20 protein-coding genes are annotated in these 24,489 nt (G+C 60.0%); 9 read left to right on the top strand and 11 right to left on the bottom strand.

The features are described 5' to 3' along the window. Positions 1-24 precede the first annotated feature (24 nt). The 5 genes from ALP40_RS06800 to rutR form a co-directional block, all read right to left on the bottom strand. Positions 25-951 (bottom strand): ABC transporter permease, encoded by a 927-nt coding sequence (locus ALP40_RS06800; RefSeq protein ID WP_122207538.1) that lies wholly within the window; start codon positions 949-951, stop codon positions 25-27. Then, on the bottom strand, positions 951-2,066 hold the full coding sequence (locus tag ALP40_RS06795) for an ABC transporter permease (RefSeq protein ID WP_122207537.1): 1,116 nt from the start codon (positions 2,064-2,066) through the stop codon (positions 951-953). Before ALP40_RS06795 ends, ALP40_RS06800 begins: the two co-directional genes overlap by 1 nt. Then, complete coding sequence (locus tag ALP40_RS06790; protein ID WP_122207536.1) at positions 2,059-3,573, bottom strand: ABC transporter ATP-binding protein; 1,515 nt, start codon at positions 3,571-3,573, stop codon at positions 2,059-2,061. The genes ALP40_RS06795 and ALP40_RS06790 overlap by 8 nt, the downstream gene beginning before the upstream one ends. After that, complete coding sequence (locus ALP40_RS06785) at positions 3,570-4,661, bottom strand: BMP family ABC transporter substrate-binding protein (protein ID WP_122207535.1); 1,092 nt, start codon at positions 4,659-4,661, stop codon at positions 3,570-3,572. The genes ALP40_RS06790 and ALP40_RS06785 overlap by 4 nt, the downstream gene beginning before the upstream one ends. A 591-nt stretch (positions 4,662-5,252) precedes the next feature. Next, positions 5,253-5,981 (bottom strand): pyrimidine utilization regulatory protein R, encoded by a 729-nt coding sequence (rutR, locus tag ALP40_RS06780; RefSeq protein ID WP_122207534.1) that lies wholly within the window; start codon positions 5,979-5,981, stop codon positions 5,253-5,255. Between the two features lie 284 nt (positions 5,982-6,265). Here rutR and rutA point away from each other — a divergent pair, with 284 nt between their 5' ends. The 6 genes from rutA to ALP40_RS06750 all read left to right on the top strand — a co-directional run bounded on the left by rutA (position 6,266) and on the right by ALP40_RS06750 (position 11,358). Beyond that, entirely contained in the window at positions 6,266-7,348 is a 1,083-nt protein-coding gene (gene rutA / locus ALP40_RS06775; protein WP_122207533.1) for a pyrimidine utilization protein A, read from the top strand. Continuing rightward, the gene (gene rutB / locus ALP40_RS06770; protein ID WP_122207532.1) at positions 7,348-8,088 is read left to right on the top strand and encodes a pyrimidine utilization protein B; all 741 of its coding nucleotides are present in this window, start codon (positions 7,348-7,350) and stop codon (positions 8,086-8,088) included. Before rutA ends, rutB begins: the two co-directional genes overlap by 1 nt. 10 nt (positions 8,089-8,098) lie before the next feature. Continuing rightward, entirely contained in the window at positions 8,099-8,482 is a 384-nt protein-coding gene (gene rutC, locus ALP40_RS06765; protein ID WP_122207531.1) for a pyrimidine utilization protein C, read from the top strand. Positions 8,483-8,523: 41 nt separating this feature from the next. Beyond that, complete coding sequence (rutD, locus tag ALP40_RS06760) at positions 8,524-9,303, top strand: pyrimidine utilization protein D (protein WP_122207530.1); 780 nt, start codon at positions 8,524-8,526, stop codon at positions 9,301-9,303. Positions 9,304-9,315: 12 nt separating this feature from the next. Then, a complete protein-coding gene (gene rutF, locus ALP40_RS06755; protein WP_122207529.1) occupies positions 9,316-9,849 on the top strand; it encodes an NADH-dependent FMN reductase RutF in 534 nt (177 codons plus the stop codon). A 324-nt stretch (positions 9,850-10,173) separates the two neighbouring features. Further along, positions 10,174-11,358 carry an HD-GYP domain-containing protein gene (locus tag ALP40_RS06750; RefSeq protein ID WP_122207528.1) on the top strand — a complete coding sequence of 395 codons (1,185 nt, stop codon included), beginning with the start codon at positions 10,174-10,176 and terminating at the stop codon, positions 11,356-11,358. A gap of 8 nt (positions 11,359-11,366) precedes the next feature. On the opposite strand, the gene ALP40_RS06745 is transcribed toward ALP40_RS06750, so the two are convergent. The 5 genes from ALP40_RS06745 to ALP40_RS06725 all read right to left on the bottom strand — a co-directional run bounded on the left by ALP40_RS06745 (position 11,367) and on the right by ALP40_RS06725 (position 20,513). Further along, positions 11,367-14,102: a LuxR C-terminal-related transcriptional regulator gene (locus tag ALP40_RS06745; protein WP_122207527.1), complete on the bottom strand. Its 2,736-nt coding sequence runs from the start codon at positions 14,100-14,102 to the stop codon at positions 11,367-11,369. A 220-nt stretch (positions 14,103-14,322) separates the two neighbouring features. Next, positions 14,323-15,687, bottom strand: coding sequence for a DUF1329 domain-containing protein (locus tag ALP40_RS06740; RefSeq protein WP_122207601.1), 1,365 nt, complete (start codon positions 15,685-15,687; stop codon positions 14,323-14,325). Between the two features lie 30 nt (positions 15,688-15,717). After that, entirely contained in the window at positions 15,718-17,655 is a 1,938-nt protein-coding gene (locus tag ALP40_RS06735) for a DUF1302 domain-containing protein (protein WP_122207526.1), read from the bottom strand. 363 nt (positions 17,656-18,018) lie between these two features. Further along, entirely contained in the window at positions 18,019-19,701 is a 1,683-nt protein-coding gene (locus tag ALP40_RS06730) for a fatty acid--CoA ligase (RefSeq protein ID WP_122207525.1), read from the bottom strand. 182 nt (positions 19,702-19,883) lie between these two features. Next, positions 19,884-20,513, bottom strand: a complete 630-nt coding sequence (locus ALP40_RS06725; protein ID WP_122207524.1) for a LysE family translocator — start codon at positions 20,511-20,513, stop codon at positions 19,884-19,886. An 86-nt stretch (positions 20,514-20,599) separates the two neighbouring features. Between ALP40_RS06725 and ALP40_RS06720 the strand changes: the two genes are divergently transcribed. The 3 genes from ALP40_RS06720 to ALP40_RS06710 all read left to right on the top strand — a co-directional run bounded on the left by ALP40_RS06720 (position 20,600) and on the right by ALP40_RS06710 (position 23,582). Then, positions 20,600-21,568 carry a 2-hydroxyacid dehydrogenase gene (locus tag ALP40_RS06720; protein ID WP_122207523.1) on the top strand — a complete coding sequence of 323 codons (969 nt, stop codon included), beginning with the start codon at positions 20,600-20,602 and terminating at the stop codon, positions 21,566-21,568. A 184-nt stretch (positions 21,569-21,752) separates the two neighbouring features. Then, the gene (locus tag ALP40_RS06715) at positions 21,753-22,751 is read left to right on the top strand and encodes a class I SAM-dependent methyltransferase (protein WP_122207522.1); all 999 of its coding nucleotides are present in this window, start codon (positions 21,753-21,755) and stop codon (positions 22,749-22,751) included. A gap of 246 nt (positions 22,752-22,997) precedes the next feature. Next, positions 22,998-23,582 (top strand): TMEM165/GDT1 family protein, encoded by a 585-nt coding sequence (locus ALP40_RS06710; RefSeq protein WP_004885157.1) that lies wholly within the window; start codon positions 22,998-23,000, stop codon positions 23,580-23,582. 55 nt (positions 23,583-23,637) lie between these two features. On the opposite strand, the gene ALP40_RS06705 is transcribed toward ALP40_RS06710, so the two are convergent. After that, positions 23,638-24,456, bottom strand: coding sequence for a M48 family metallopeptidase (locus ALP40_RS06705; RefSeq protein ID WP_122207521.1), 819 nt, complete (start codon positions 24,454-24,456; stop codon positions 23,638-23,640). Positions 24,457-24,489: the final 33 nt, after the last annotated feature.

Below are 24,489 nucleotides of genomic sequence, written 5' to 3'. Positions count from 1 at the left end.
TGAACCGTACGTGTCACGGCCTGCTCAGCGTCTTTCTTCCCGAATATAAGGCTCACCCAACGCACCAGGCTGGCTTGAGGATTGCCGCTTGCCAGCGGCCACCCAGACCATGACCAGCAAGGTCACGGCGTAGGGTGTCATCAGCACGAAGTACTGGGGCAGCTTGACCCCCGTCGCGGCCAGTTGCGGGATCAAGGCTTCGATTCCCCCGAACAGCAGCGCGCCTGCCAGGGCACGCCACGGCGACCAGCGCGCGAAGATCACCAGAGACACCGCGATCCAGCCGCGGCCGCCGGTCATGTCGGCAATCCACATCTTGGTACTCAACACCGCGATGAAACCGCCCGCCAGTCCCATCAGCGCCGAGCCTGCAACGATGGCGACCAGCCGATAGCCCAGCACTGAAATCCCCGCCGCATCGGCAGCCTGCGGATTCTCACCCACCGCACGCAACCGCAAGCCGGTGCGCGTGCGCTCCAGCAGCCAGACCACCGCTATGAAGATCACAACGGTCAGGTACACCAAGGGGTTCTGGACAAACACCTTGCCCACCACTGGCAGCTCCGAAAGTGGCCACAGTTCCACAGCCTGCAAACCGCTGACCGGGCGATTGGTCCAGCCCAGCAGCGTGCCCAGTAACCCGGTCAGGCCCTGGCAGAAAAACACCAGTGCCAGCCCCGCAATGACCTGATTGATGCGCAGTACCAGCACCATCAGGGCGAACAGCAATGACACCACGCCTGCCGCCGCCATCGACGCTAAAAGAGCAATACCGGGCGAGCCGACACTCAACTGCATGCCGATGCCCGCGAGTGCGCCCACCAGCATCATGCCTTCGACGCCCAGCGCCAGCACACCGCTGCGTTCGATCAGGATCAGGCCAAGCGCAGCCAGCGCGAAGGGCACGGCAAAATCCGGGGCACTGCCCAACCAGTGAGACAGAAGGTCCATCAGCGTGCTCCTGCCTGAATACGTCGCAGGCGATGGCGAATGAAGAAGTCGGACGAAGCCACGCAGATCACCAGAATCGCCTGGATCAGTTGCACCATTGAAAAAGGGATCTGGTAGAACACCTGCAGGTTGCGTCCGGCCACGAACAGCATGGCGATCAGCAGTGCCACAATCGTCGCCGCCACCGGGTTGTTGCGGGCCAGGAAGGCGATGAGAATCCCGGAAAATCCGTAGCCCTGATAAAACGACTGGGTCAGGCGGCCTTCCTGACCGGAAGTCACGACGAACCCGGCCAGACCCGCCAGCGCGCCCGAGAGCAGCACGGTCCCCATGATCATCTTGCGCACCGGCACACCGACGGCACCGGCCACTTTCGGATTGGCATCGACGAAGCGCAGGTACAGACCCGCCCTCGAAATGCCGATGAACCACAACGTCAGCAGCATGACCAGCAGCGCCAGAACAATGGCCGAGTTGTACCCGGCGAACAGATCCGGCAGGCGTTCGATACTGCGCAGCGCAGGCGAATACGGAAAGTTGTCCCGAGGGTCTTTCCAACTGCCATACACCAGATGCAGCAGGAAGTTGGCGGCGATGTAATTGAGCATCAGGGTGGAGATGATCTCGTTGACCTGCCACTTCAGCTTCAACAGGATCGGCCCCAAACTCCAGAGCATCGCGCAAGCAATCGCAGCCGCCATCATCAGTGGCAGGCGCACAATGTCCGGGCCCACATCGAACAGCGAAATCGCCGTAGCGCCGATAGCGCCCCAAATCATCTGACCTTCCAGCCCCAGGTTCCAGAACCGCGCCCGGAACGCCATGCAGCCCGCCAGACCGACCATGATCATGGGCGAGGCCTGAAACAAAACAGCCTTGAAGTTCTGTGCATCGAAGACCGTCTGCATGACGAATTCGTTGAGCAATTCGCCTGCTGGAACGCCTGCCATGATCAATATCGCGGTGCAGATGGCCAGGCCGACCAGCAAGGCCAGCACAATGATCAGCGCCTGCAGCGGCCAGCCGGTCTGCTGACGGATTTCCAGGGTGTAGCGTCGGGACAGCAAGGGGCTTCGCGGCGCGCTGCCCGCGTGCAAAACAGTCGATTCAGTCATGACTCACCATCGCTTTGCCAATGGCCTGACGGTCAGCCGGGTGCTCGAACTCAGCCACGATACGCCCGCCATTCATCACGCCGATCCGGTCAGACAGGGTCAGGACCTCGTCCAGGTCTTCACTGATCACAAGCACTGCCGCCCCAGCATCTCGCGCCGCCCGCAGCCGGTCATGCACCGCTTGGGTGGCGCGAACGTCCAGGCCCCGGCTGGGACTGTGGACCAGCACCAATTGAGGGTCGCGACTGAATTCGCGAGCAATCACCAGTTTCTGGGCGTTACCACCCGACAACAGTGCGGCTTTCTGATCGAGCGAACGCACGCCCTGTACATCGAATTCCGCCACCGCCTGCTGTGCGTCCTGCTTCAAACGCGCATAACGCATGCGCCAGAACGAGCCGTATTGCCCGTCATGAATAGTGCCGATGCCGAAGTTCTCTGCCACCGACAGCGAACCGGCCAGCGCCGCGCCGTAGCGATCCGCCGGAATCGAGGCGATGCGCAACTGCCGCCGCTGCTCAGTCGATGCGCTACGCAGATCACCGAACTGGGCCAGATGAATCTCGCCATCGGTGGGTTGCGGCAGGCCCATCAGCGCGTTGGCCAGTTCTGCCTGACCGTTGCCGCCGACGCCTGCAATGCCATAGATCTGCCCGGCACGCAGGGTCATGTTGACGCCGTTCAGGGCCGTGTCGCCTGCGGCACTGCGCAGGTCACGCACCTGCAATCGAACCTCTCCCGGCGTGACCGGACTGCGCGCGCTGACCGGCGCAGAGTCGCCCACGGTCAGTTGCACCAGTTGCTGAACGCTCACGCTCTGCGGGTCGAGGGTCTGGATCGTTTTGCCGCCACGCATTACCGTCACGCGATCGGCATAGCGCTTCACGTCGGCCATTTTGTGGGTCACCAGAATCACCGCTGCGCCTTGCCGGGCAAAAGTCTGCACGGTCATCAACAGACGCTCGGCCTCTTGGTCGGTGAGCACGGCCGTGGGCTCATCGAGAATCAGAATCCGCGCACCGGCCAGCAACACTTTGAGAATCTCGACGCGTTGCTGCTCGGCCACCGACAGGCTGTCGACGCTGCGGGTCGGGTCAAGCACAAAACCCAGCTCTTCAGCTTTGGTGGCAATCTCCTGCTCAAGCGCACGCAAACGTCTGCGATAACTGCCCTCGCCCGGCTGTTCGCGCAGGCCCAACAGAATGTTCTGCGCCACGGTGAACGGCTTCACCAACTTGAAATGCTGATGCACCATGCCGATCCGGTAACGACTCGCATCCTTGGGGCCTTGCAGCTGGACGAGGTTGTCGTCGATCAGCAACGAGCCGGTTTCCGGGGCGTACAGCCCGGCGGCAATGTTCATCAGCGATGATTTGCCGGCACCGTTCTCGCCCAGCAGTGCGTGGACCTCGCCCCAGTGAGCGGTGAAGTCGGCGTCGGTCAAGGCTTTGAAACCGTCGAACGATTTGCTGATCCCGGTGAGTTGGAGCGCGTTGACCTGACTCATTGCTGAGTCTTCACGCCTTCGATGAACCAGTCCATTTTCCACAAGTCAGGGTCAGGCATGGACTGACCGGCGGCGATGCGCTCCTTGCCATCGCGATCCGCCATCGGGCCGCTGTAAATGATTTTCCGGCCAGCGAGCAGTTCGGCCCGCTCGGCTTCGATTTTCTGTCGGTTGTCCGCAGAAATGATCGGGTCCTGGGTCAGGCTGATGTCAGTGCCGCCCTGCTCCATCGACAGCAGCGCACCATTGGCCGCAGGGGTCCAGTTGCCTGCCATGACTTTCTTGAGTTCAGGCCCCAGAAAACGATCCCAGACCCAGACGGACGAACACACCGTGGCTTTGGGGGCAAATTCACTGAGGTCGCGGTGGTGACCGGTGCCGTGAATACCGCGCTCCTGCGCGACGATCTGTGGCGTCGGGCTGTCGACGTGCTGGCCGACCACGTCGACGCCATTGTCGATCAGCGCCATTGTCGCGGCGCGCTCCTTGACCGGGTCGTTCCAGGCGCCCGTGTAAACCACTGTAACCGTGGCCTTCGGGTTGATCTGCCTGGCGCCCAGTTCGTAGGCATTGATGGTCCAGTTGACCTGGCCGAATGGGTTGGCAGCGACGAAACCCAGCTTGCCGGTTTTCGACGTCGCGCCTGCCGCCATGCCGCACAGGTACTGGCTTTCATAGGTACGGCCGTAGAACGATTCAAGGTTGGGCGCGTTGGTGGTGCCCGACCCGTTCAGAAACGCCACATCAGGGTATTTTTTGGCCAGCGCCAGGAAGGTGTCCGAGTAGCCGAACGCGGTGCCGACAATGATGTTCGCGCCACGAGCGATCAGGCGATCGACCACAGGCGTAATCGCAGCAGCATTTTCAGGAACGCTTTCGACATACTGGATTTTGGTGTCCAGGTCTTTTTCCAGTTTTTGCCGGGCCTCGTCGAATGCCTGGGTCCAGCCACCGTCGTTGCGCGGGCTGATGTACACCATCGCGATCTTTGCCGGACCTTTAAGGGTCAGCCCTTCCGCCTGGGCAAGGCTGCCCATCCCCAGCGCGACAGCCGCACACAGTGTCCCGGGCAACAATTTCTTGTACATAGACGTCTTCCTGAGGGTAATGGCCTGCAAGAACAGCGCGGGGCCGACCCAGCAGGCCATAGCAGCATCCATGCCACTGCGGAAAAGACGTTACGAAACAAAGGACTGCAGGAAACAGTACGGAAAAACCGGATCACATGGTCCGATTCAGAGCACTTGGTTTGTGCAGAATGATCGGTTGCTGCTCGGCCGGGGTGCGTAAGGCACACAAACTGTGGGAGGCAGCCTTTGCCCGAAGGGCGTGGGAGCTCTCAGAGGTTACGACGGCACCGATGGGCTGCGCAGCGGCCCCAGGTTGCATCTGACACGCCATGTGCAGGTTTGCTGCCGGTTCCCGGCGGATCGCCGACAAGCCGCCTCTTATCAAACAACCTGTAACTCATTGAAGAAACGCGGTTTGTAGGAGCGGACCGGGCGGCGTTCCGTTTGTCCGCGAAAGAAGTAGTACATCCGACGACGATTCAGCGACAGGAATGCAGTACTCGCGGACAAGTCCGCTCCCACAGTCTGGTGCTTGCTGCACGACGGCGCCACGCCGGATACGTGGCGCTTGGCGATGGCGTGACTTCAGTCGATCATGTGGAGATATGTTCAGGCACCACGCGGCAGGATGCCGTCCAGAATCATGCTGCGCAGGCTTTGCAGAACCTCGTCGAAGAATTCGGGATCATCCAGCGTTCGGCCGGTCACGGCTTCGACCTGCGTCCGGAAATCCGCGTAATGCTGAGTGGTCGCCCACAGCGAAAAAATCAGGTGATGCGGATTGATGGCTGCCAACTGACCGCTGTCGATCCAGTGCTGTATCACCGCCACTTTGGCCTGCACCGTGTCACGCAGCGGATGCTGCAGTTCACCCTGAATCAGCGGCGCGCCTTGCATCACTTCCATGCAGAACAGCCGCGACTCGGCCGGGTGATCGCGGGACATCTCCAGCTTGGCTTTTATGTAGTCACCGATGGCCTGCTGTGGGTCCTTGTCTGGCGTGAAGTGCAACAACGGGCTGAGCCACACCTCAAGCAACTGGCGCAACACGTTCAGGTACAGATCGTCCTTGCTGCTGAAGTAATACAGCAGGTTGGTCTTGGACACATCCGCCAGACTCGCCACTTGATCCAGGCTGCTGCCATGCACGCCATAGCGGGAAAAGATTTCCAGCGCGGCATCGAGAATCACGCTGCGCTTGCCTTCCATGAGCCGCATGCGCCGCTTGAGGGCGGATGCACTGGGCTCGCGGCTCGCCTTGACTGCCTTCTCGGGCTTGACCTTTCGCACGCGCTTGCTCGCGGGCTCTGTCGCGGGAGGTTTCTTGTTCACGCACATCCAACCAGTGATGCAGAAATGAGCTGGCATCTTAACGGGCGGACATACTTTGTCGATATGAATGCGAAACCTGCCATCTATTGACCGGCCATACGCCCCATCAGCGTGCGCGACGCACAAACCAAGTGCTCTAATCCAGACCAAATGGTCCGAAATAATCAAAAAAATTAACTAAGCTTTTGAATAAAAACAATAAATAGAAACTGGCCCGCTCCATGCAGGTTCGATTCAAGTGCCGCCCGTTGTCCCTGGGGCACGCATCGACTATCGCAGAGAGGCCTCATATGGACATCGGTATCTTCATTCCCATCGGCAACAACGGCTGGCTGATTTCCAGCAATGCACCGCAGTACATGCCGACCTTCGAACTCAATAAACAGATCGTGCAAAAGGCTGAGGACTACGGGTTCGACTTCGCGTTGTCGATGATCAAACTGCGCGGTTTCGGTGGCAAGACGCAGTTTTGGGAACACAACCTGGAGTCCTTCACACTCATGGCGGGGCTCGCTGCGGTGACCAGCAAGATCCAGCTGTTCGCCACGGTGGCTACCCTGACCATTCCGCCCGCCATCGCGGCACGAATGGCTTCGACCATCGACTCGATTTCCAACGGCCGCTTCGGCATCAATCTGGTCACCGGCTGGCAAAAGCCCGAGTACGAACAAATGGGCCTGTGGCCGGGCGATGAGTTCTTCCATACCCGCTACGAGTACCTGGCCGAATACGCACAGGTGCTGCGTGACCTGTGGGCCAACGGCAGCAGCGATTTTCAGGGCGAGCATTTCAGCATGCAGGACTGCCGCGTCAGCCCCCGTCCGCAAGCGGACATGAAGCTGATCTGCGCCGGACAAAGCGAAGCGGGCATGGCATTTTCTGCCCAATACGCCGACTACAACTTCTGCTTCGGCAAAGGCGTGAACACCCCGACTGCATTCGCGCCCACCGCACAAAAACTGATCGAAGCCAACCAACAGACGGGGCGCAACGTCACGTCCTGCGTGCTGTTCATGATCATCGCCGACGACACTGACGAAGCCGCACGGGCTCGTTGGGAGCACATCAAGGACGGTGCCGACGAGGAAGCCATCGCCTGGCTGAGCGATAAAGGCTCGGCCGACAAGAGCGCGGGCTCGAACCTGCGGCAGATGGCCGACCCGACCTCGGCGGTCAATATCAACATGGGCACGCTGGTCGGCTCATGGGCCAACGTGGCGAAGATGCTCGACGAGGTGGCCAGTGTTCCCGGCACCCAGGGCGTGATGTTGACCTTCGACGACTTCGTGAAGGGTGTCGAAGATTTCGGCCAGAAGATTCAACCGCTGATGAGCAGTCGCCGTCACATCCTGCCGCTCAAGGAGGTGATCTGATGAACGCTCCTGCGACGTTTGCTGGCGTGGATTTGCCAGCCGATCTGCAACCCGCCCGCGACCTGCCCGCCCGTCCGGAAGCCCTGCGCATGAAAGCAGGCGAGACGGCGTTGGTGGTGGTCGACATGCAGAACGCTTACGCCTCGCTCGGTGGCTATCTGGACCTGGCCGGGTTCGATGTCAGCAGTACGGGGCCTGTCATCGCCAACATCAAAAGGGCCTGCGCCGCCGCACGTGCTGCCGGCATCCCCGTGATTTTTTTCCAGAACGGCTGGGACCCGGCCTACGTCGAGGCGGGCGGTCCGGGCTCGCCGAACTGGCACAAATCCAACGCGCTGAAAACCATGCGCAAGCGCCCCGAACTTGAAGGCCAGCTGTTGGCCAAGGGCGGTTGGGACTATCAGTTGGTCGACGAACTGAAACCGGAACCCGGCGACATCGTGGTACCGAAAATCCGCTACAGCGGTTTCTTCAACTCAAGCTTCGACAGCGTGCTGCGCAGCCGAGGCATTCGTAACCTGGTGTTTACCGGAATCGCCACCAACGTCTGCGTCGAATCGACCTTGCGTGACGGCTTTCACCTGGAATATTTCGGCGTGGTACTGGCCGACGCGACCCATCAGGCAGGCCCCGAATTCGCTCAGCAGGCGGCCCTGTTCAACATCGAAACCTTCTTCGGCTGGGTTTCCAGCGTCGATGACTTCTGCACCACCTTCAGCCCGGTTGGGCAACCTTCGTGAGGATTTGCGCATGACCAAGAAAGCGATCATTCCTGCTGGCACCACCAAGCCTATCGCGCCGTTCGTACCAGGTTCGATGGCCGACGGTGTGCTGTATGTGTCCGGCACCCTGCCCTTCGACAAAGACAACAACGTGGTGCATGTCGGCGACGCCACTGCCCAGACCCGCCACGTGCTTGAAACCATCAAAAGCGTGGTTGAAACCGCAGGCGGCACGATGGATGACGTGACCTTCAACATGATCATGATTCGCGACTGGGCCGATTACGCGAAGGTCAACGAAGTCTATGCCGAATACTTCGCGGGCGAAAAACCGGCGCGCTACTGCATCCAGTGTGGCCTGGTAAAACCTGACGCGCTGATCGAAATTGCCAGCATCGCCCACATCGGCTGAACCTCGACCGTGGGCGCTCGGCGCCCACCTGGAGCACCCGCATGTTCCATGAAATGCATGTTTCGCAAAAAACCGATGCCCCGACGCTGCTGCTCAGCTCGGGACTGGGCGGCTCAAGTCGGTACTGGGAACAGGATCTGCCGATCCTGACCCGGGATTACCAGGTGCTCGTCTACGATCATGCGGGGACCGGACGCAGCCCTGCTGTACTGCCTGCTGATTATTCAATCCGGCACATGGCGCTCGAATTGATGGATGTGCTCGACTCGCTCGACATTCAGCGCTGCCATTTCATGGGCCATGCGTTGGGGGGGCTGGTGGGTCTGGAATTGTCGCTGTTGCGTCCGCACCTGATGCAGAGTCAGGTTCTGATCAACGCCTGGAGCAGTCCGAACCCGCACAGCGCCCGCTGTTTTTCGGTCCGCAAAAAGCTGCTGCTGAACAGCGGGCCTGAAGCCTATGTGCAAGCCCAGGCCCTGTTTCTTTATCCGGCCGACTGGATCGCGGTGAACACCACGCGGCTGTCCAGTGACGAGGCGCATGCGCTGGCGCATTTCCCCGACACAGACAACCTGCTGCGGCGGATCCACGCACTGGAAAGCTTCGACATCGAAGCGAGCCTTGCAGGCATACGCACCCCGACCCTGTTGATCGCCAACCGCGACGACATGCTGGTGCCCTGGCAGCGTTCACAGCATCTGGCCGATACCTTGCCCGACGCCAGGCTGGTGCTTCTGGAATATGGCGGTCACGCCTCCAACATCACTGATCCACAGCCCTTTCACCGAGCCCTGCTCGACTTTCTCAGCGCCCAAGCCTGAAGGACCGTTGCCATGCCTACCCAATTCGAGATCAGCCCGACCGAAGCCACTGTCGTCACCCAGCTTGAATTTCGCGACGCAATGTCCAGCCTCGCGGCTGCGGTCAACGTTATCACCACCGACGGCCCGCATGGCCGCGCCGGCTTCACGGCGACGGCAGTCTGCAGCGTGACCGATCAACCCCCCACCCTGCTGGTCTGCATCAACCGCAGCGCATCGGTGTACGACGCGTTCGTCGGCAATGGCACGTTATGCGTCAACACCTTGGGCCATGATCAGCAGGCGCTCTCCAACCTGTTCGGCGGCAAAACCTCTCAGGCCGAGCGATTCGCAGGCGGACAGTGGCTGGAAGGCCTGACTGGCGCCCCCGTGCTGGACGGTGCCAAGCTGGCGCTGGACTGCAGGATCAGCCAATCCGTAAGTGTGGGCACTCACGACATTCTCTTCTGCCAAGTGCAGGGTATCCGCCACGAGAGCGAGTCGGATGCGCTGGTGTATTTCGGCCGTCGCTATCATCCTCTGCCGGGTCTGCTCCCGGTGCCATGAAAAAGCGGTTGGAGATCGCCTTTCACCGATCAAGTCGAGAGGCTCATTGAATGTTTTTATCGGGTCATTGACGTGAACACCACGCATGATTCAACTTGCTGATTAATAAGAAAAAGGCAGATAAACCAACTTATTGGCGTCAGCCAAATACGCAAGATTTTTTCCTGAACTGCTGCTTATACTGGCGTTACGAGATCAGGATGATCCTTGCGGTCAATGAGGTGATGTCATGTCGATCCATAACCTGGCCAGACCATCAAACGGGTCCGTTGCGCCCACGCCCCTCGGCGGCGGCTCTGTTGAACAGGGCCCGGGGAATTGGGCATGCTGAAAAAGATCCCAGTTGGCGAACTGACGCTTGGCATGCACATCCACAAATTTTGCCGCCCCTGGGACAGCGACCCCTTCTGGATCACCCACGTAGAAACCGTTCTTCGGGAAACTGCGGTGCTGGAACGTATTCAGGCATCCGACACACTGGAAGTCTGGATCGACACCCGTCAGGGTCGAGACCATATCCCCGCGTCTGCCCCGGCGCCCGCCCAGGACGAAACGGCCGAAGTCAGCCTGGAACAGGAAGTCGCACGCGCCAAGGCGATCTGTGGCCGAGCCAGGGACGTGGTCATGACCATGTTCACCGAAGCCCGCATGGGACAGGCTATGCAGATGGATGACGTAGAGTTGCTGGTCGATGAAATCTCCAATTCGATTCTGCGCCACCCGCATGCACTCATCAGCTTGTCCCGTCTGAAAACCTCAGACGAATACACCTACATGCATTCGGTCGCGGTCTGCGCGCTGATGGTCGCGCTGGCCAGGCGGATGGGCATGTCGAATGACCTGGCTCGTGAGGCAGGCGTCGCGGGCCTGATGCACGACGTGGGCAAAATGAAGATCGCGCCGGAAGTCCTGAACAAACAGAGCAGACTGACCCCTGAAGAGTTCGATCACATGAAGGCCCACCCTGAGCTGGGCTTGAGAATTCTCGAAGAGAACCTGCCCGTTGCGCAGATGGTCATGGACGTGTGCCTGCATCATCACGAGAAGGTCGACGGCTCGGGCTATCCGCATGGGCTACAAGGCTCTGAGATCAGCCTGCTCGCCAGAATGGGCGCGGTGTGCGATGTGTATGACGCAATCACGTCCGATCGGCCCTACAAAAAAGGCTGGGGCGTTGCCCATTCGATTCGTGAAATGGCGTCGTGGAAGGGGCACTTCGATGAGCGAGTCTTTCGCAGCTTCGTCAAAACCGTGGGCATTTACCCGGTAGGCGCGTTTGTGCGCCTGGAAAGCGGGAGGCTGGGCGTGGTCATCGAGCAAAGCGAAAAATCCCTGCTGCTGCCCAAGGTGAAAGTGTTCATGTCGGCGCGAACCCGCAAGACGTTTGCACCACAGGTCCTTGATCTGGCCAGTACCGAAGACCGCGACGCCATTATCAAGATCGAATTGCCAACCGACTGGGGCCTGGACAGCGTCGATCACTTCTGGTCGGGCGCCAGGCCCGACTGATCAGCCTGTCACTGGCTCAACAATCCCAGCGTCTTGGCCCTGGCCACCGCTTGGGTACGACGTTCGACGCCCAGCTTGCTGTTGATGTGGCTGGCGTGGGTCTTGACGGTGTGCAGCGAAATGAACAATTGCTCACTGATTTGCTGATTCGAGCAGCCTTGCGCGATCAAACGCAGCACTTCCATTTCACGTACGCTCAGGCAATCACTGCCATGCACCCACTCTGCGACGGGCGCTGACGGGCAAGGCGGAAGCTGTTCAAGCAATCCCTCACGTACCGGACAAGGGGGGGCCTGAAGCAGTTGCTCGCGAACCCAGTGCGGATGCCTGGTGAGCAGCGTCCGAAAAGGCATCAGGGCACCGCCAGCGGCGATGTGCAGACTCTGGATCAATCGCTCTCGCGCTTCGTCGTAACGTGCAGCGTTGAGCAGCAGCCCGATGTGCTGGGTCATGGCGATCAGTTTCACCAGCTGCGCGCCCGTGCGTTGAGCGTGTTGCTGTAGCGCCACCAGGCGTTGCTCACAGGCCTCGTGATCGCCGCGAATGCCGTCCAGTAACGCGCGCTGCAATTCGATGTGCTGAGGCAATTGAGGATGGCATTCAGGTGCGCCCGCCGCCAGCTCGCCGGTGTAGGTCTGGGTCAGGCGCAACAGCCAGGCTTCGGCCAGATCGACACGCCCCTGCGCCAGCCAGAGTTCGCATTTGACCAGTGTGATCATGGCCAGGTAATAGATCGGCGGGACGTCCCAGATGTGCATCAGGCGCTCGGCCTCGGCAAGCTCGGCGAACGCTTCGGCAAAATGCCCCTGGCACCCTTCCATCGTGGCAATGACGCAATGCCCGATCAATGCACTGATATCGCGGCAGGCATGCGCTTCGGCAAGACCGGCAAGCAACCTGGCCCGACCGGCATCGACCTGCATGCGCAGCGCCAGCAGATACCCTTCGTACAGGGTCAAACGCGCCCGCACCGCATACAGCCTTGAAGAGGACAGGCCTTTGAGACGTTGCAGCCCCTGACGCACTTGCTCCAGCGCCCGGAGGATTTCGCCCCGCGCCTGCAAGGTACGGGCGCGGTCATAGTGGGCCAGCGCCTCGAACAAGGGGTTGGCGACCCGTTGCGCCAGCTCCAGAGCGTCGCGATTCAATGCTCTGGCGTGCCATAGATCACCTTGGGCAATGGCCAGATTGGCCAGCGTCGACAGGCACACCAGTCGCTGTCCATAACGCTTTTCCGGCAGGCTGTGCAGCGCTTCGCTGCAATAACGCAGGGTTGTTTCGCTGTCACCTCGACCGCGTGCAATGACACCACTCAACGCCAGCCATTGCGCGAGCATGGATTTCTGCGCCGTGGCTGACGGCGCTGGCAGAAACCGACTCAACTGATTGGCCAGTTCCTCGGCGGCGTCCAGTTGGCAGGCCAGCCCCAGCGCCCAGGCGTACAGCACGATCAAACGCGGCGTACTGGTCAGCAGGCTATCGGGCAGGTCCATCTTCCAGCGCAGCAGCATGCCGACATTCTGTTCGGCCAGCAGCTGTTCTTCGGACATGCTCTGCACCAGATTGGCGGCAACGTCCAGGTGCCCGGCACGCAGGGCCTGTTCAACCGCTTCATCGATCAGCCCCTGATCACTGAACCAGCGGCAGGCGTTCAGGTGCAGACGCGTTTGTTGCGGACCGCTGGCCTGGCGGTCGCGCAGCAAATCTGAAAACAAGTGGTGATAGCGAAACCAGTGACCCTGCTCGTCCAGTGGTACCAGAAATACCTGGTGCGCTTGCAAGTAGCGCAGCACGTCTGCACTGTCGTGGGCATCGCGAGCCGCATTGCATAAGGGCGCGCAAAAACGGTCGAGGCAGGCCGTGTCATACAGAAAAGCCTGTGCTTCGGCGGGCAGGCAATCGATGACCTCTTCCAGCAAGTACTCCCGAATCAGCGCCTCGCCCCCGTGCAAGGCCTGCGGTAACGCGATGTCGTCACCCGCCTGGGCCGCAGCGAGCAGCCAGAAACGCAAACCCGCCACCCAGCCTTCACTGCGTTGAATCAGCCGTTGCAATGCTTCGTTATCGAGCGAACGACGGTGTGCGTCGAGCAATGCCATCGATTCGGCCTGCGTGAGTCGCAAATCATGCTCGTTGATTTCGAGCACCTGTCGAGAGAGCCGCAAGCGGGCCAGATGCCAGTCGGGCCGCTGTCGGCTAGTGACCATGACCACCAGGCCAGCCGGCAGATGATTGAGCAAAAACTGCAGACAGCGGTCAAGCACGGGGCCTTGAGCCAGATGGTAATCGTCGAGAACCAGCAACAGCGGCTGACTGAGCATCAAGTGAACGGCCAACTCCTCAAGCAGCTCGTCCAGCCATTGCTCGAACGCAAAAGGCTGATGACGCTGACGCATTTTCAGCAGGCCCATCGCCTGGGCACCCAGTTGCGGAAAGAACTGCTGCAGGCCGCTCAACAGCCGCTCCAGAAAACGTCCGGGATCGCTGTCTCTGGCACTCAGCCCAAGCCATGCACTCTGCCATTTATCGGGTAACGCCTGACAGCACTCGACCGCCAACGAACTTTTGCCGAAGCCCGCCGGGGCGCACACCAGGAGAAGTCGCCCGGACAATCCCTCATGGAGACGCTGGCAAAGTCGAGGTCTGGGAACGTGACCATCAGGCAGTGGGGGTCGGAAAAATCGTCCTTCCAACGCAGGAATCGCGCTGTCTGCAAACCCTTGCATACGGGACAGATCAGTCATGGCCGGCTCTTGTAGGGATCAGTTTTTTCGGCGTAACGGTTTCGGAGACTAGCGGGTTCGAGAAGGGTTTTGAAAGTTCATCACCGAAAAGACTGTAACAAAATTCCTACAGCTTATAAGGCGGGTGGGCGAACGTGAAAAAGCCCCGCGGACGGGGCTTTGCTGTTCAAACGTCGTTTAGGTAGCGCCTCCTGTATACGGAGGCGCTACCTACCGTTGCTTAACGAACGCCTTCCTGACGCAGCGCGTTGGGCGTGAAGTCGCTGGTGCCAGCCGTGAAGCCGAACTCGTAGGCACGCTTCTCTTCGTTTTTCATGCCCAGCGCCACATAGCGGCCCGATTGCAAGTCGTACAGCGTTTCGATGGCGTACCACGGCACTTGCTTGTCGTAGTAGTTCTCGGCATGCGCCTCGGCGACGCGCCACAATTGGCCACGACCGTCGTAATGGTCGATCACCGCAGCCTGCCAGGTGTCTTCGTCAATGAAGAAATCACGCTTGGCGTAGATGTGGCGCTGGCCTTCTTTCAGGGTGGCCGTCACGTGCCACACGCGGCGCAGTTCGTAACGGGTCAGGTCCTGGTTGATGTGGCCAGCCTTGATGATGTCGGCGTACTTGAGCGTCGGGTCGTCCAGCTTGTGGCTGTTGGACGCGATGTACATTTCCTGCTTGCCGACCAGTTTCCAGTCGTAGCGATCCGGCGCGCCGTTGTACATGTCCAGGTTGTCGGACGTACGCAGACCGTCGGATGCAGTACCCGGACCGTCATACGACACCTGCGGCGCACGACGCACGCGACGCTGACCGGCGTTGTACAGCCAGGCCGAACGCGGTTCTTTCACCTGATCGAGGGTTTCGTGGACCAGCAGCACACCGCCGGCGAGACGCGCTGGCGCGGTCACTTCCTGCTTGAAGTAGAACAGAATGTTGCCCGGATTCTTCGGATCGAAATCGCGCATCTTGTCGCGGAACACGAACTGGTCGGCGAAATACACCAGGCTGTAGGAGCCGTTAGGCTGTGGAGTCGCCTGGGTGACCAGACGCTTCACACTGCCGCCACGGTAACGGGTGATGTGGTTCCAGATCACCTCAACGCCGTTGGCAGGAATCGGGAACGGGATGGCAGTGTCGAAGTTCTCCAGTCCGCTGCCGCCGCCGACCAGCTTGGTGGTGGTCGCGTTCCGCTTGATCGCTGCGTACACATCATCCGGCACGTTCGCACCACGGTGCGTCGGGTACACAGGAATTCTGTAGCTGTCCGGGTAACGCTTGAACATAGCGTATTGGCCGGGAGCCAGCTTGTCCTTGTACTGTTCGACGCTGGCTGCAGTGATGGTGAACAGCGGTTTTTCGCTGGCGTAAGGGTTCGCCAGGAAGCCTTTGCTGTCCACTGCTCCAGCATTCTTCGGCATGGGCGTCCAGGCCGGAATGGTGTTCGCCGCGTTCCCCGCCTTCTCGGCCCCCATCGGCGTCAGGGAAGTCCCCAGTTTTGCCGCTTCGGATTCAGACACCGCCGCCATGACGCTGGTCGCCAACAACGACACGCCCAACAGACCGGCTTGCAAAAGACCCTTTGTTATTTTCATATTGATCGTCATCCCGAAAAAACCGTGTTCTTAGAAGTTCATGCCGAAGCTGAGCGCAACGAAGTCGCGGTCATCCACCGTGGTGTACTTCCCGTCGAAGAAGTTGGTGTAGGAAAGGGCTGCGGTATACGTATTCTGGTACTCGGCATCCAGACCGAGACTGACCGCCTTGCGTCCTTCCTCGAAGTTGCCGCCAGGGCCTGGCGAGTAGCCTTTGACGTCATGCGACCAGGCCACGCTGGGGCGCAGGTTCACACCGGCAAAGAAGCTGTTGTAGTCCCAGATGGCGCGAGCGCGGTAGCCCCAGGAGTTGGAAGTAGTGAATCCGTCGTTCTCGCAATAGCGGGTCAGGTTGTTCTGATCGGCACCGGTCAACGTGCCTGCGTTGAGCGTCGCACACTGGCCACCCGGCAGCGGGCCTGGGCCGTAGACCGGGTCACGGCCATAGCGAATCTCGGACGTGCTTTCCAGACCGCCAACGTGCGTGAAGCCCACTTCGCCGACCAGGGTCAGGCGCTCGGCACCCATGACCTGATCGAAGAACTGGGTGAAGGTGGTCTGCAGCTGGGTGATTTCCTTGCGGCGATAGCCGGGTTGATCAGTGTTTGGCTGTCCGTTCAACAGCGACACGTTAGGGTTGAGCGGCGAAATACCCGAGTACAGGATGTCGGTGGTGTTGACCTGGATCGGCGCGTTCGGACGGTAGCTGATCTCGCCACTCCATGCCGTGCCGGTGGGCAGCGTGGTGGAGAAACTCAGGCCATAAAGACGAATGTCTTCGGGGTATTCGACGTAGTAGCTGGAGTTACCGGCCACCACGACGGGCAGCAAGGTAGGTGCCAGACGGGCGGCGGTGGCTTGCGGAATACCGTTGCGCACCAGCGAACCCACCAGACCGGCCGGGCTGAACGAGGCAGCCGAGCCACCGCGACCGCTGAAGATCGGCGCACGGCTGTGGTAATTCATCATGTACGCGCCGAACTCGGTGTCCAGCGGCTCGTAGTTGTAGCGCAAGGCAAAACCGAACTGGCCGCTGTCCCGTGCATCACGGTCAGGGCCTCGGCGCACGACCGCGCCTTCGTCAGGATTGCCGAACACCACGCCCTGTTGGCTGAGCGAGTTGAAGACCGCGCCACGTGCCGCGGCTGGAAGCCCGGCGGCGGCGAGCGAGGTGTTCAGGCCGCTGCGACTGCGCAATACGGCCAGGTTGTTTTCGCAACCGTCGGCGATCACATCGGGCTGCGAGAAGAATGTACCGCAGTTGTCGACAACCGTCTGGTCCCACTCCAGTTGGTAGAAACCTTCGGCAGACAGGTTGTCGGTCAGGCTTTGCGAGAGGTAGAACATGTTGACCGGAATCAGGCCTTCCTTGATTTCCGAGCCAGGACGGCGAAACGCCGACACGTCGATCGGGTTGACGCTGTTGATACCGCCCCCGATGAAGGTGCTTTCACCCCAACTGATAACCTGCTTACCGAAACGCACGGCACCCGGCTGATCAGCGATGGAATAGTTGTGGTACACGAAGGCGTCGAGCAACTGGAACCCGGACGACTTGGCGCCTTCTTTGCGGCCCGAGTCGCTGATGTCCTTGAACTCGCGACCTTCGTCCTTGAGTTCGAAGTCATACCAATACTTGCCACGCACGAACACGCCGGTGTCGCCGTACTTCAGCTCCAGATCATGGATGCCCTTGAAGATCTTCGAAAACGTCTCCCCACGCTTGAAATTCAAGTGGCCATCGTCAGAGGTCTGCGACAAACCGCGTCCACCATTGTTGGCGCCGATCAGGTTCTTGTTGGCCTTTTCGGTCGACCAGCTGGCACCGACCGAAAGCGATGAATCGAAGCTGCCTTCAATCTCACCGACATTGAACGTGACGCCGAAAGCAGGGCCGGCGAGCGAAGAGGCGAGACTGACAGCCAAAGGCAATTTTGCCCGGCGCCAGAAGGGGTTGGTTGTGGTCATCGACGCGACTCCTTGTGCTTTTATTGTTATGGCAGTGGGGAACATCCAAAAACGACTCAACCGTCGAATCAATAACCGACTGTCAACATCCATCAGGCAGCCTGAATGGCTAACACACAATGTATGGCTCCGCTCTTGCGCATTCCCTATGCCGACTATATCCAGCAGGCGTTGAGGCTTGATCCCTCTAAAGTGTGATTTGCAGCATCAACGCCTCTGGCCCGGCTGTTCCGAAGGTTCGGAACAGCAGACCTGGAGGGGAGAATGGCTGAAATTGGCGATTTGGCAAGCAGAGGGTCACCACTGGCGACTCAAGCGCCTGCCGTCCTGAGCGGTACGGCAGGCGAACGAGGTGAAAAAAGGCTAAAGGGTCGAAAGAAACGCACTGTTGGTGCTTTGCCATTCGACGATATCCAGACGCATGCGCTTTTTGTCGAGTTTGCCCACGCTGGTCTTGGGAATTTCAGTAACAAGCGCGATCTGGCTGGGAATGGCCCACTTGTTGATGTGACCTTGCTCGACAAACGGCCTGAGGTGTTCTTTCAAAATCTTAGCGTCGAGTTCGTGACCTTCGCGTACCACCAGCAACGCAAACGGTCGCTCGCCCCACTGCGGATCCGCGATACCGACGACGGCCACCTCACGCACCGCAGGATGCCGGCTGCACAAGTCCTCCAGTTCCAGCGAGGAAATCCATTCGCCCCCCGTCTTGATAACGTCCTTGATCCGGTCACGAATGTCGATGAACCCCATGCCATCGAGCGTGGCCACATCCCCCGTATGCAGCCAGCCACCCGCCCACAGTTCGGCACCTTTGCCAGGTTCGCGGTAATAGCTTTCGCTCAGCCACGGCGCACGCAGCACCAGTTCGCCTTGGGTTTCGCCGTCGGCAGGCAGGAAATTACCGTGTTCATCGACGATTGCTGCGTCCACCAGCATGCCGGGCACACCCGCCTTGATACGGTAAGTAATACGCTCGTCGTCAGTGCCGGCCTTGAGCTCTTCGTTGATGTGCGCCACGGAAATCAGCGGCCCGGTTTCGGACATGCCGTACGCCGCCGTGAGCTGAATGCCTTTCGCCTTGGCGGCCTTGTAGAGTGTGCGGGTGAGCGAACTGCCGCCAATGATGATTTTCCAGCCACCGAAATCGATGTCCGCAGCAGACTTGGCGTTGAGCACCATCTGCATGATGGTCGGGACGCAGTGGGAGAACGTCACTTTTTCCTTGCGCCACAGTTCGACGAGCAATTCGGGGTCGTAGCGACCGGGGTAGACCTGCTTGAGCCCCAGCATCGTCGCCGCGTACGGCACACCCCACGCGTGTACGTGGAACATCGGCGTGATCGGCATGTAGACATCATCGGTGCCCAGCAACCGGACACTGTCGATACAGCCCATGATGGTCGCCACGCCCATCGTGTGCAGGACCAGCTGTCGGTGGGTGAAATACACGCCCTTGGGGTTACCCGTGGTGCCGGTGGTGTAGAACATCGTGGCGACCGAGTTCTCGTCGAAATCCTCGAATTCGTACTCGGGGCTCGCTGCGGCCAGCAATTGTTCGTACTCGCCGACCAGATTCGGCAGGTCGGCGGTCTTTTCCGGCAGATCGGTCAGCAGCAGGGTTTTTTCGACGGTGGTCAGGTGCCCCGCAATTGCCTGGTAAAGCCCCACGAACTCGCTGTTGACCAGGACGACACGGTCATCGGCGTGGTTGATGGTGTAGGCGATCTGCTCGGGTGACAGGCGCACGTTAACGGTATGGATGACTGCGCCAATCATGGGGATGGCAAACATGCACTCCAGATAACGATGGCTGTCCCAATCCATGACCGCCACGGTATCACCGGCCTTGACGCCTGCAGCGGTCAGCGCGTTGGCAAGGCGACAGATCCGCTCGTTCAGTTGAGGGTAGGTATAGCGAACCGAGTCCCGGTAGACGATCTCACGCGTTTTTTCGTAGCGGCTTCCAGACATCAGAAGCCGTTTTAGCAACAGAGGGTACTGATAAGCGCCATCGGCTGGCGGAAGAACGCGAGTCTGTAACATATGAGTCCCTTTTCAAAGTTCGCAGGCCAAGCCTGAAATATGGACTCTAGCTACTTGCCTCGCCAGGCAAATCAGCCGAAATGGTGATTTGTTCATGAGCGCTTGCAGGCGTCTGGCAAGCGGCACACGAGCGCAATTCCGCTCTCCCTTGGCTCAGACCGGCCTGTGCAGTGGCTCGAGACTCAATGCACCTCAGTCAACGCAAGCTTCACGCCCAGCGCCACCAAAACCCCACCCATTGCACGGTCGAACCAGTGGCCCATGCGGGCAAAACCGGCACGCACCCGGGCCTGGCTGAACAGGCGGGCGACCAGACAAAACCACAGCGCAGTGGCGACGGCCAGGTAAATACCGTAGCCGCCCTGCACCAGCAGCGGGGTGTGCGGGTTGATCACCACGGTGAACAGCGACAGAAAAAACAGCGTCGCCTTGGGATTGAGACCATTGGTGACAAAACCGCTCACGTAGGCACCCCGAGCGGTGCGCTCGCTCGCGGCAGGCTTGATGAGGTCATCCGAGGCACTGGCCGGCTTGGCGCGCAGCGCCTTGAAACCGATGTAGAGCAGGTAGGCCGCCGCAGCCCATTTCAACGCATTGAACAGCACGATGGATTGGGAAACGATGATCCCGATACCCAGCAACGAATAGCCGACGTGCACGAAAATGGCCGAACCCACGCCGAGCGCCGCCCATGTGCCCGCCTTACGGCCATGCGTCACACTCTCGCGCACCACCACCGCGAAGTCAGGTCCGGGGCTGGCAACGGCCAGCAAATGGATCAACGCGACGGTGAGAAATTCTGCCCAGTACATGGGGCCTCCTGGGAAAGAGTGACGAGCATTGGCTCTGATAGGCTGCTCACACTACGCTTTTCATTTTCCTGGCAAAAGGTACAGCTATGAGCAATCCCGGCAGAGCAGTTTTCCTCGACCACACTTCGCTGGACCTGGGCGACCTGGATCTGGGGGCACTGCACGCAAGCTTCGGCGAACTGGTTCTGCACGCCAGCACGCAACCGGCGCAAGTGATAGAACGCTTGAAAGGTGCGCAGGTCGCTATTACCAATAAGATCGTGATCGATGCCGACACGTTCGTGGCTTGTCCCGACCTGAAACTGGTGCTGGTGACGGCGACAGGCACCAACAATGTCGATCTGGTTTCGGCCCACGAACAGGGCGTAACGGTGTGCAATTGTCAGGGCTACGGCACGCCATCGGTGGCTCAACACACATTGCTTCTGCTGCTGGCGCTCGCCACTCGCCTGCCGGATTACCAGCACGCCGTGCATCAGGGACTGTGGCAACAATCGAAGCAGTTCTGCCTGCTGGATTTCCCCATAGTCGAACTGGAGGGCAAGACGCTGGGCCTGCTGGGGCATGGCGAACTGGGCGGCGCGGTGGCACGGCTGGCGGAGGCATTCGGCATGCGCGTTCTGCTGGGTCAGATTCCGGGACGGCCAGCGCGTGGGGATCGTCTGCCGCTTGCGGAACTGCTGCCCCAAATCGATGCCCTCACCTTGCACTGCCCGCTCAACGAAAACACCCGCGATATGATCGGCGCGCCCGAACTGAGCCTGATGAAGCCCCATGCGTTCATCGTCAACACCGCTCGCGGCGGGCTGATCAACGAGCAGGCGCTGGCCGATGCCCTGCGCAATGGTCATCTGGGCGGCGCTGCATCGGATGTGTTGAGCGTCGAGCCACCTGCCGCAGGCAATCCCCTGCTGGCAGGCGATATTCCGCGCCTGATCATCACCCCGCACAGCGCCTGGGGCGCCAAGGAAGCCCGCCAGCGCATCATCAGCCAGGTGGTCGAGAACGCACGGGCGTTCTTCGCCGGTTCGCCGGTCAGGGTGGTGAGTGGATAGCGTTTGGCGGCCCAACGTGCCCGGACACGGAGCGTCCTGAGCGGCATTCCCACGCAGAGCGTGAGGAACGATCAGTATAAGCAGACTTGATCGCAGAGGGTCAGAGACTGCCAATCCTGCGCCTTTCTCCAGAATGCCCGTTCGCCAATCCTGTTAAACTGCGCGCTTTTTCAGGAGCCATTCAATGGACCCGCGCAGTGAAGTGTTACTCCGTCAGGCCGAGCTGTTTCAGGGCTCGCTGTTGTTGGCCGGTCTGCCTGCCGATGACCTGCTCGGAAAGCTGCCGGATGCCCGTGGCTGGTGCTGGCATGCGGGTGATCAGGCGGCACTGAACGCACGCTTCGAGGGGCGTACTCACTTTGGTGTCGAAGCACCGGAGCAACCGTTCGACGCTGCGGTGCTGTTCCTGCCCAAGGCCCGCGACCTGACCGATTACCTGCTCAACGCACTGGCCTCGCGCCTTCAGGGCCGCGAACTGTTTCTGGTCGGCGAGAAGCGTGGCGGTATCGAAGCCGCCGCACGGCAACTGAGCCCGTTCGGGCGAGCTCGCAAACTCGACAGCGCCCGTCATTGCCAGCTCTGGCAAGTGACGGTTGAAACGGCTCCACAGGCCGTCAGCCTGGAAAGCCTCGCCAAGCCTTATCAGATCGACCTGCAGGACGGCCCGCTCACGGTCATCAGCCTTCCCGGCGTGTTCAGCCACGGCCGCCTGGACCGGGGTTCGGCGTTGCTTCTGGAAAATATCGACAAGCTCCCGAGCGGCAATCTGCTGGACTTCGGCTGTGGCGCGGGCGTTCTCGGTGCTGCGGTAAAGCGTCGTTACCCGCATAACGAGGTGGTGATGCTGGATGTGGACGCGTTCGCGACGGCCAGTTCGCGCCTGACTCTGGCAGCCAATGGTCTTGAAGCAGAGGTTTTGACCGGCGACGGAATCGACGCCGCGCCGATGGGATTGAACACGATTTTGAGCAATCCGCCTTTTCATGTCGGTGTTCATACTGACTACATGGCGACCGAAAACCTGCTGCGAAAAGCACGTCAACATCTGAAATCAGGCGGCGAACTGCGCTTGGTTGCCAACAACTTCCTGCGCTATCAGCCGCTGATCGAAGAACACGTCGGCACCTGCGAAGTACGTGCGCAAGGTAATGGCTTCAAGATCTATAGCGCCAAACGTTCTTAAAATAAGAGCTTGCCGAAAGGATTTTGCAAGGGCAGAATCCGCTCCGTCCTAGGGGAGTAGTCTCCCACGAGCCTCACGCTCGTCCGGCACGTATCAACATACTTGGTCCTCAGACCATGGTGCGTGCGACCCAGAATCCGCTCAGACGGATCGGTGGTTTGACAAGACCTATGACACGAACACCTTACCCGGGGCGGGAAGGCTGTACGTGTCATAGCCGTGTCGACCCGCCCCTTAGGAAACCTGATGCTGGAATCACTCTTAATCCCTACCGCAGTCGTTGCGCTCGCCGAAATCGGTGACAAGACGCAATTGCTCGCGCTCATCCTTGCCGCACGTTTTCGCAAGCCTTGGCCCATCATCGCCGGCATCGTTGCCGCGACCTTGGCCAACCATGCGGCGGCCGGGGCAGTAGGTGCCTGGTTCAGCAGCTTCCTTTCCGATGCAGTTCTGCACTGGATTCTCGCCGCAAGCTTCACCGCCACCGCGCTCTGGACCCTGGTCCCGGACAAGATGGACGACGACGAAGCCAGCACGGCACGCAAATTCGGTCCGTTCATGACCACCCTCATCACGTTCTTCATCGCAGAAATCGGCGACAAGACACAGATCGCCACGGTCATGCTCGCGGCGCAATATTCGCATCTGTGGCTGGTGATCATCGGCACCACAGTCGGCATGCTGATCGCCAACGTGCCCGTGGTGCTGGCGGGCAACTTCGCCGCAGACAAGCTACCGCTGACGATGATTCGTCGACTGGCCGCCTGTGCCTTCTTCGTACTGGCGCTGGTGGCCGTGTACAAAGCCATGCAGGTCAGTGGCTGGGTATGATCGAGGCCGGACTGCGTTGCGAATGTTCACGAAACGCAGCGGCCATGCGCGCCAATCAGGACTTGGGCGCGCTCTGGTACAGCGGCATCACCTTGGGAATGGCCGCCTCCAGGGACGCGATACGGTTCTGCGAAGCCGGGTGAGTACTCATGAACTCAGGCTGCGAACCACCCGCGTTTTGAGTCATTTTCTGCCAGAGGGTGATCGCCGCGTTGGGGTTGTAACCGGCGCGTGCGGCCAGCTCCAGCCCCAGCAGATCCGCTTCGTTTTCGTTGCTGCGGCTGTTGGGCAGGGTCAGGCTGTAGTTAACCACTGTGTCGGCCAGCGCCATGCTGTCCTGGCCCAGACCGAGCAAAGCACCCGCGCCCTGCTTGGCCATTGCCACGCCGTACGCTTTAGACATCGCTTCACGACCATGCTCGCGCAAGGCGTGGGCGATTTCATGGCCCATGACCGCCGCGATCTCGTCGTCGGTCAGCTTCAGCGTGTCGATCAGCCCGGTGTAGAAAATTATTTTGCCGCCAGGCCCGCAGTTGGCGTTCAGGTCGTCGCTTTTGATCAGGTTCACTTCCCACTGCCACTGAGCCGAATCGGGCCGCAGCTTGGGCGCTTGAGCAATCAATCGCTTGGCAATCGCATTGACGCGCTTGGCATCGGAACTGGTCGTGTCCAGCACACCCTTGCTGCTCGCCTCGCCCACCGTCTGCTGGTAGGACTGCGCGTACATTTTGTTCACTTCATCGGTGGAGAGCATGCTGAACATGTATTGCTTGCGCTCGACACCCACCGAATCACCCGTCGTGGTATTAACGGATTGACACCCGCCGAGCAGTAACGCAGCGCTCAAGGCACACAGGGCAAATGACTGACGCATGGTGAATCTCCTTGTTCATGAGGCGGTCATCCT

The sequence above is a fragment of the Pseudomonas viridiflava genome, from assembly GCF_003702045.1.
GTDB classification, from domain to species: domain Bacteria; phylum Pseudomonadota; class Gammaproteobacteria; order Pseudomonadales; family Pseudomonadaceae; genus Aquipseudomonas; species Aquipseudomonas viridiflava_C.
Note: the sequence above shows the minus strand (reverse complement) of the source record. Positions and strands in the feature narration are given on the sequence as shown.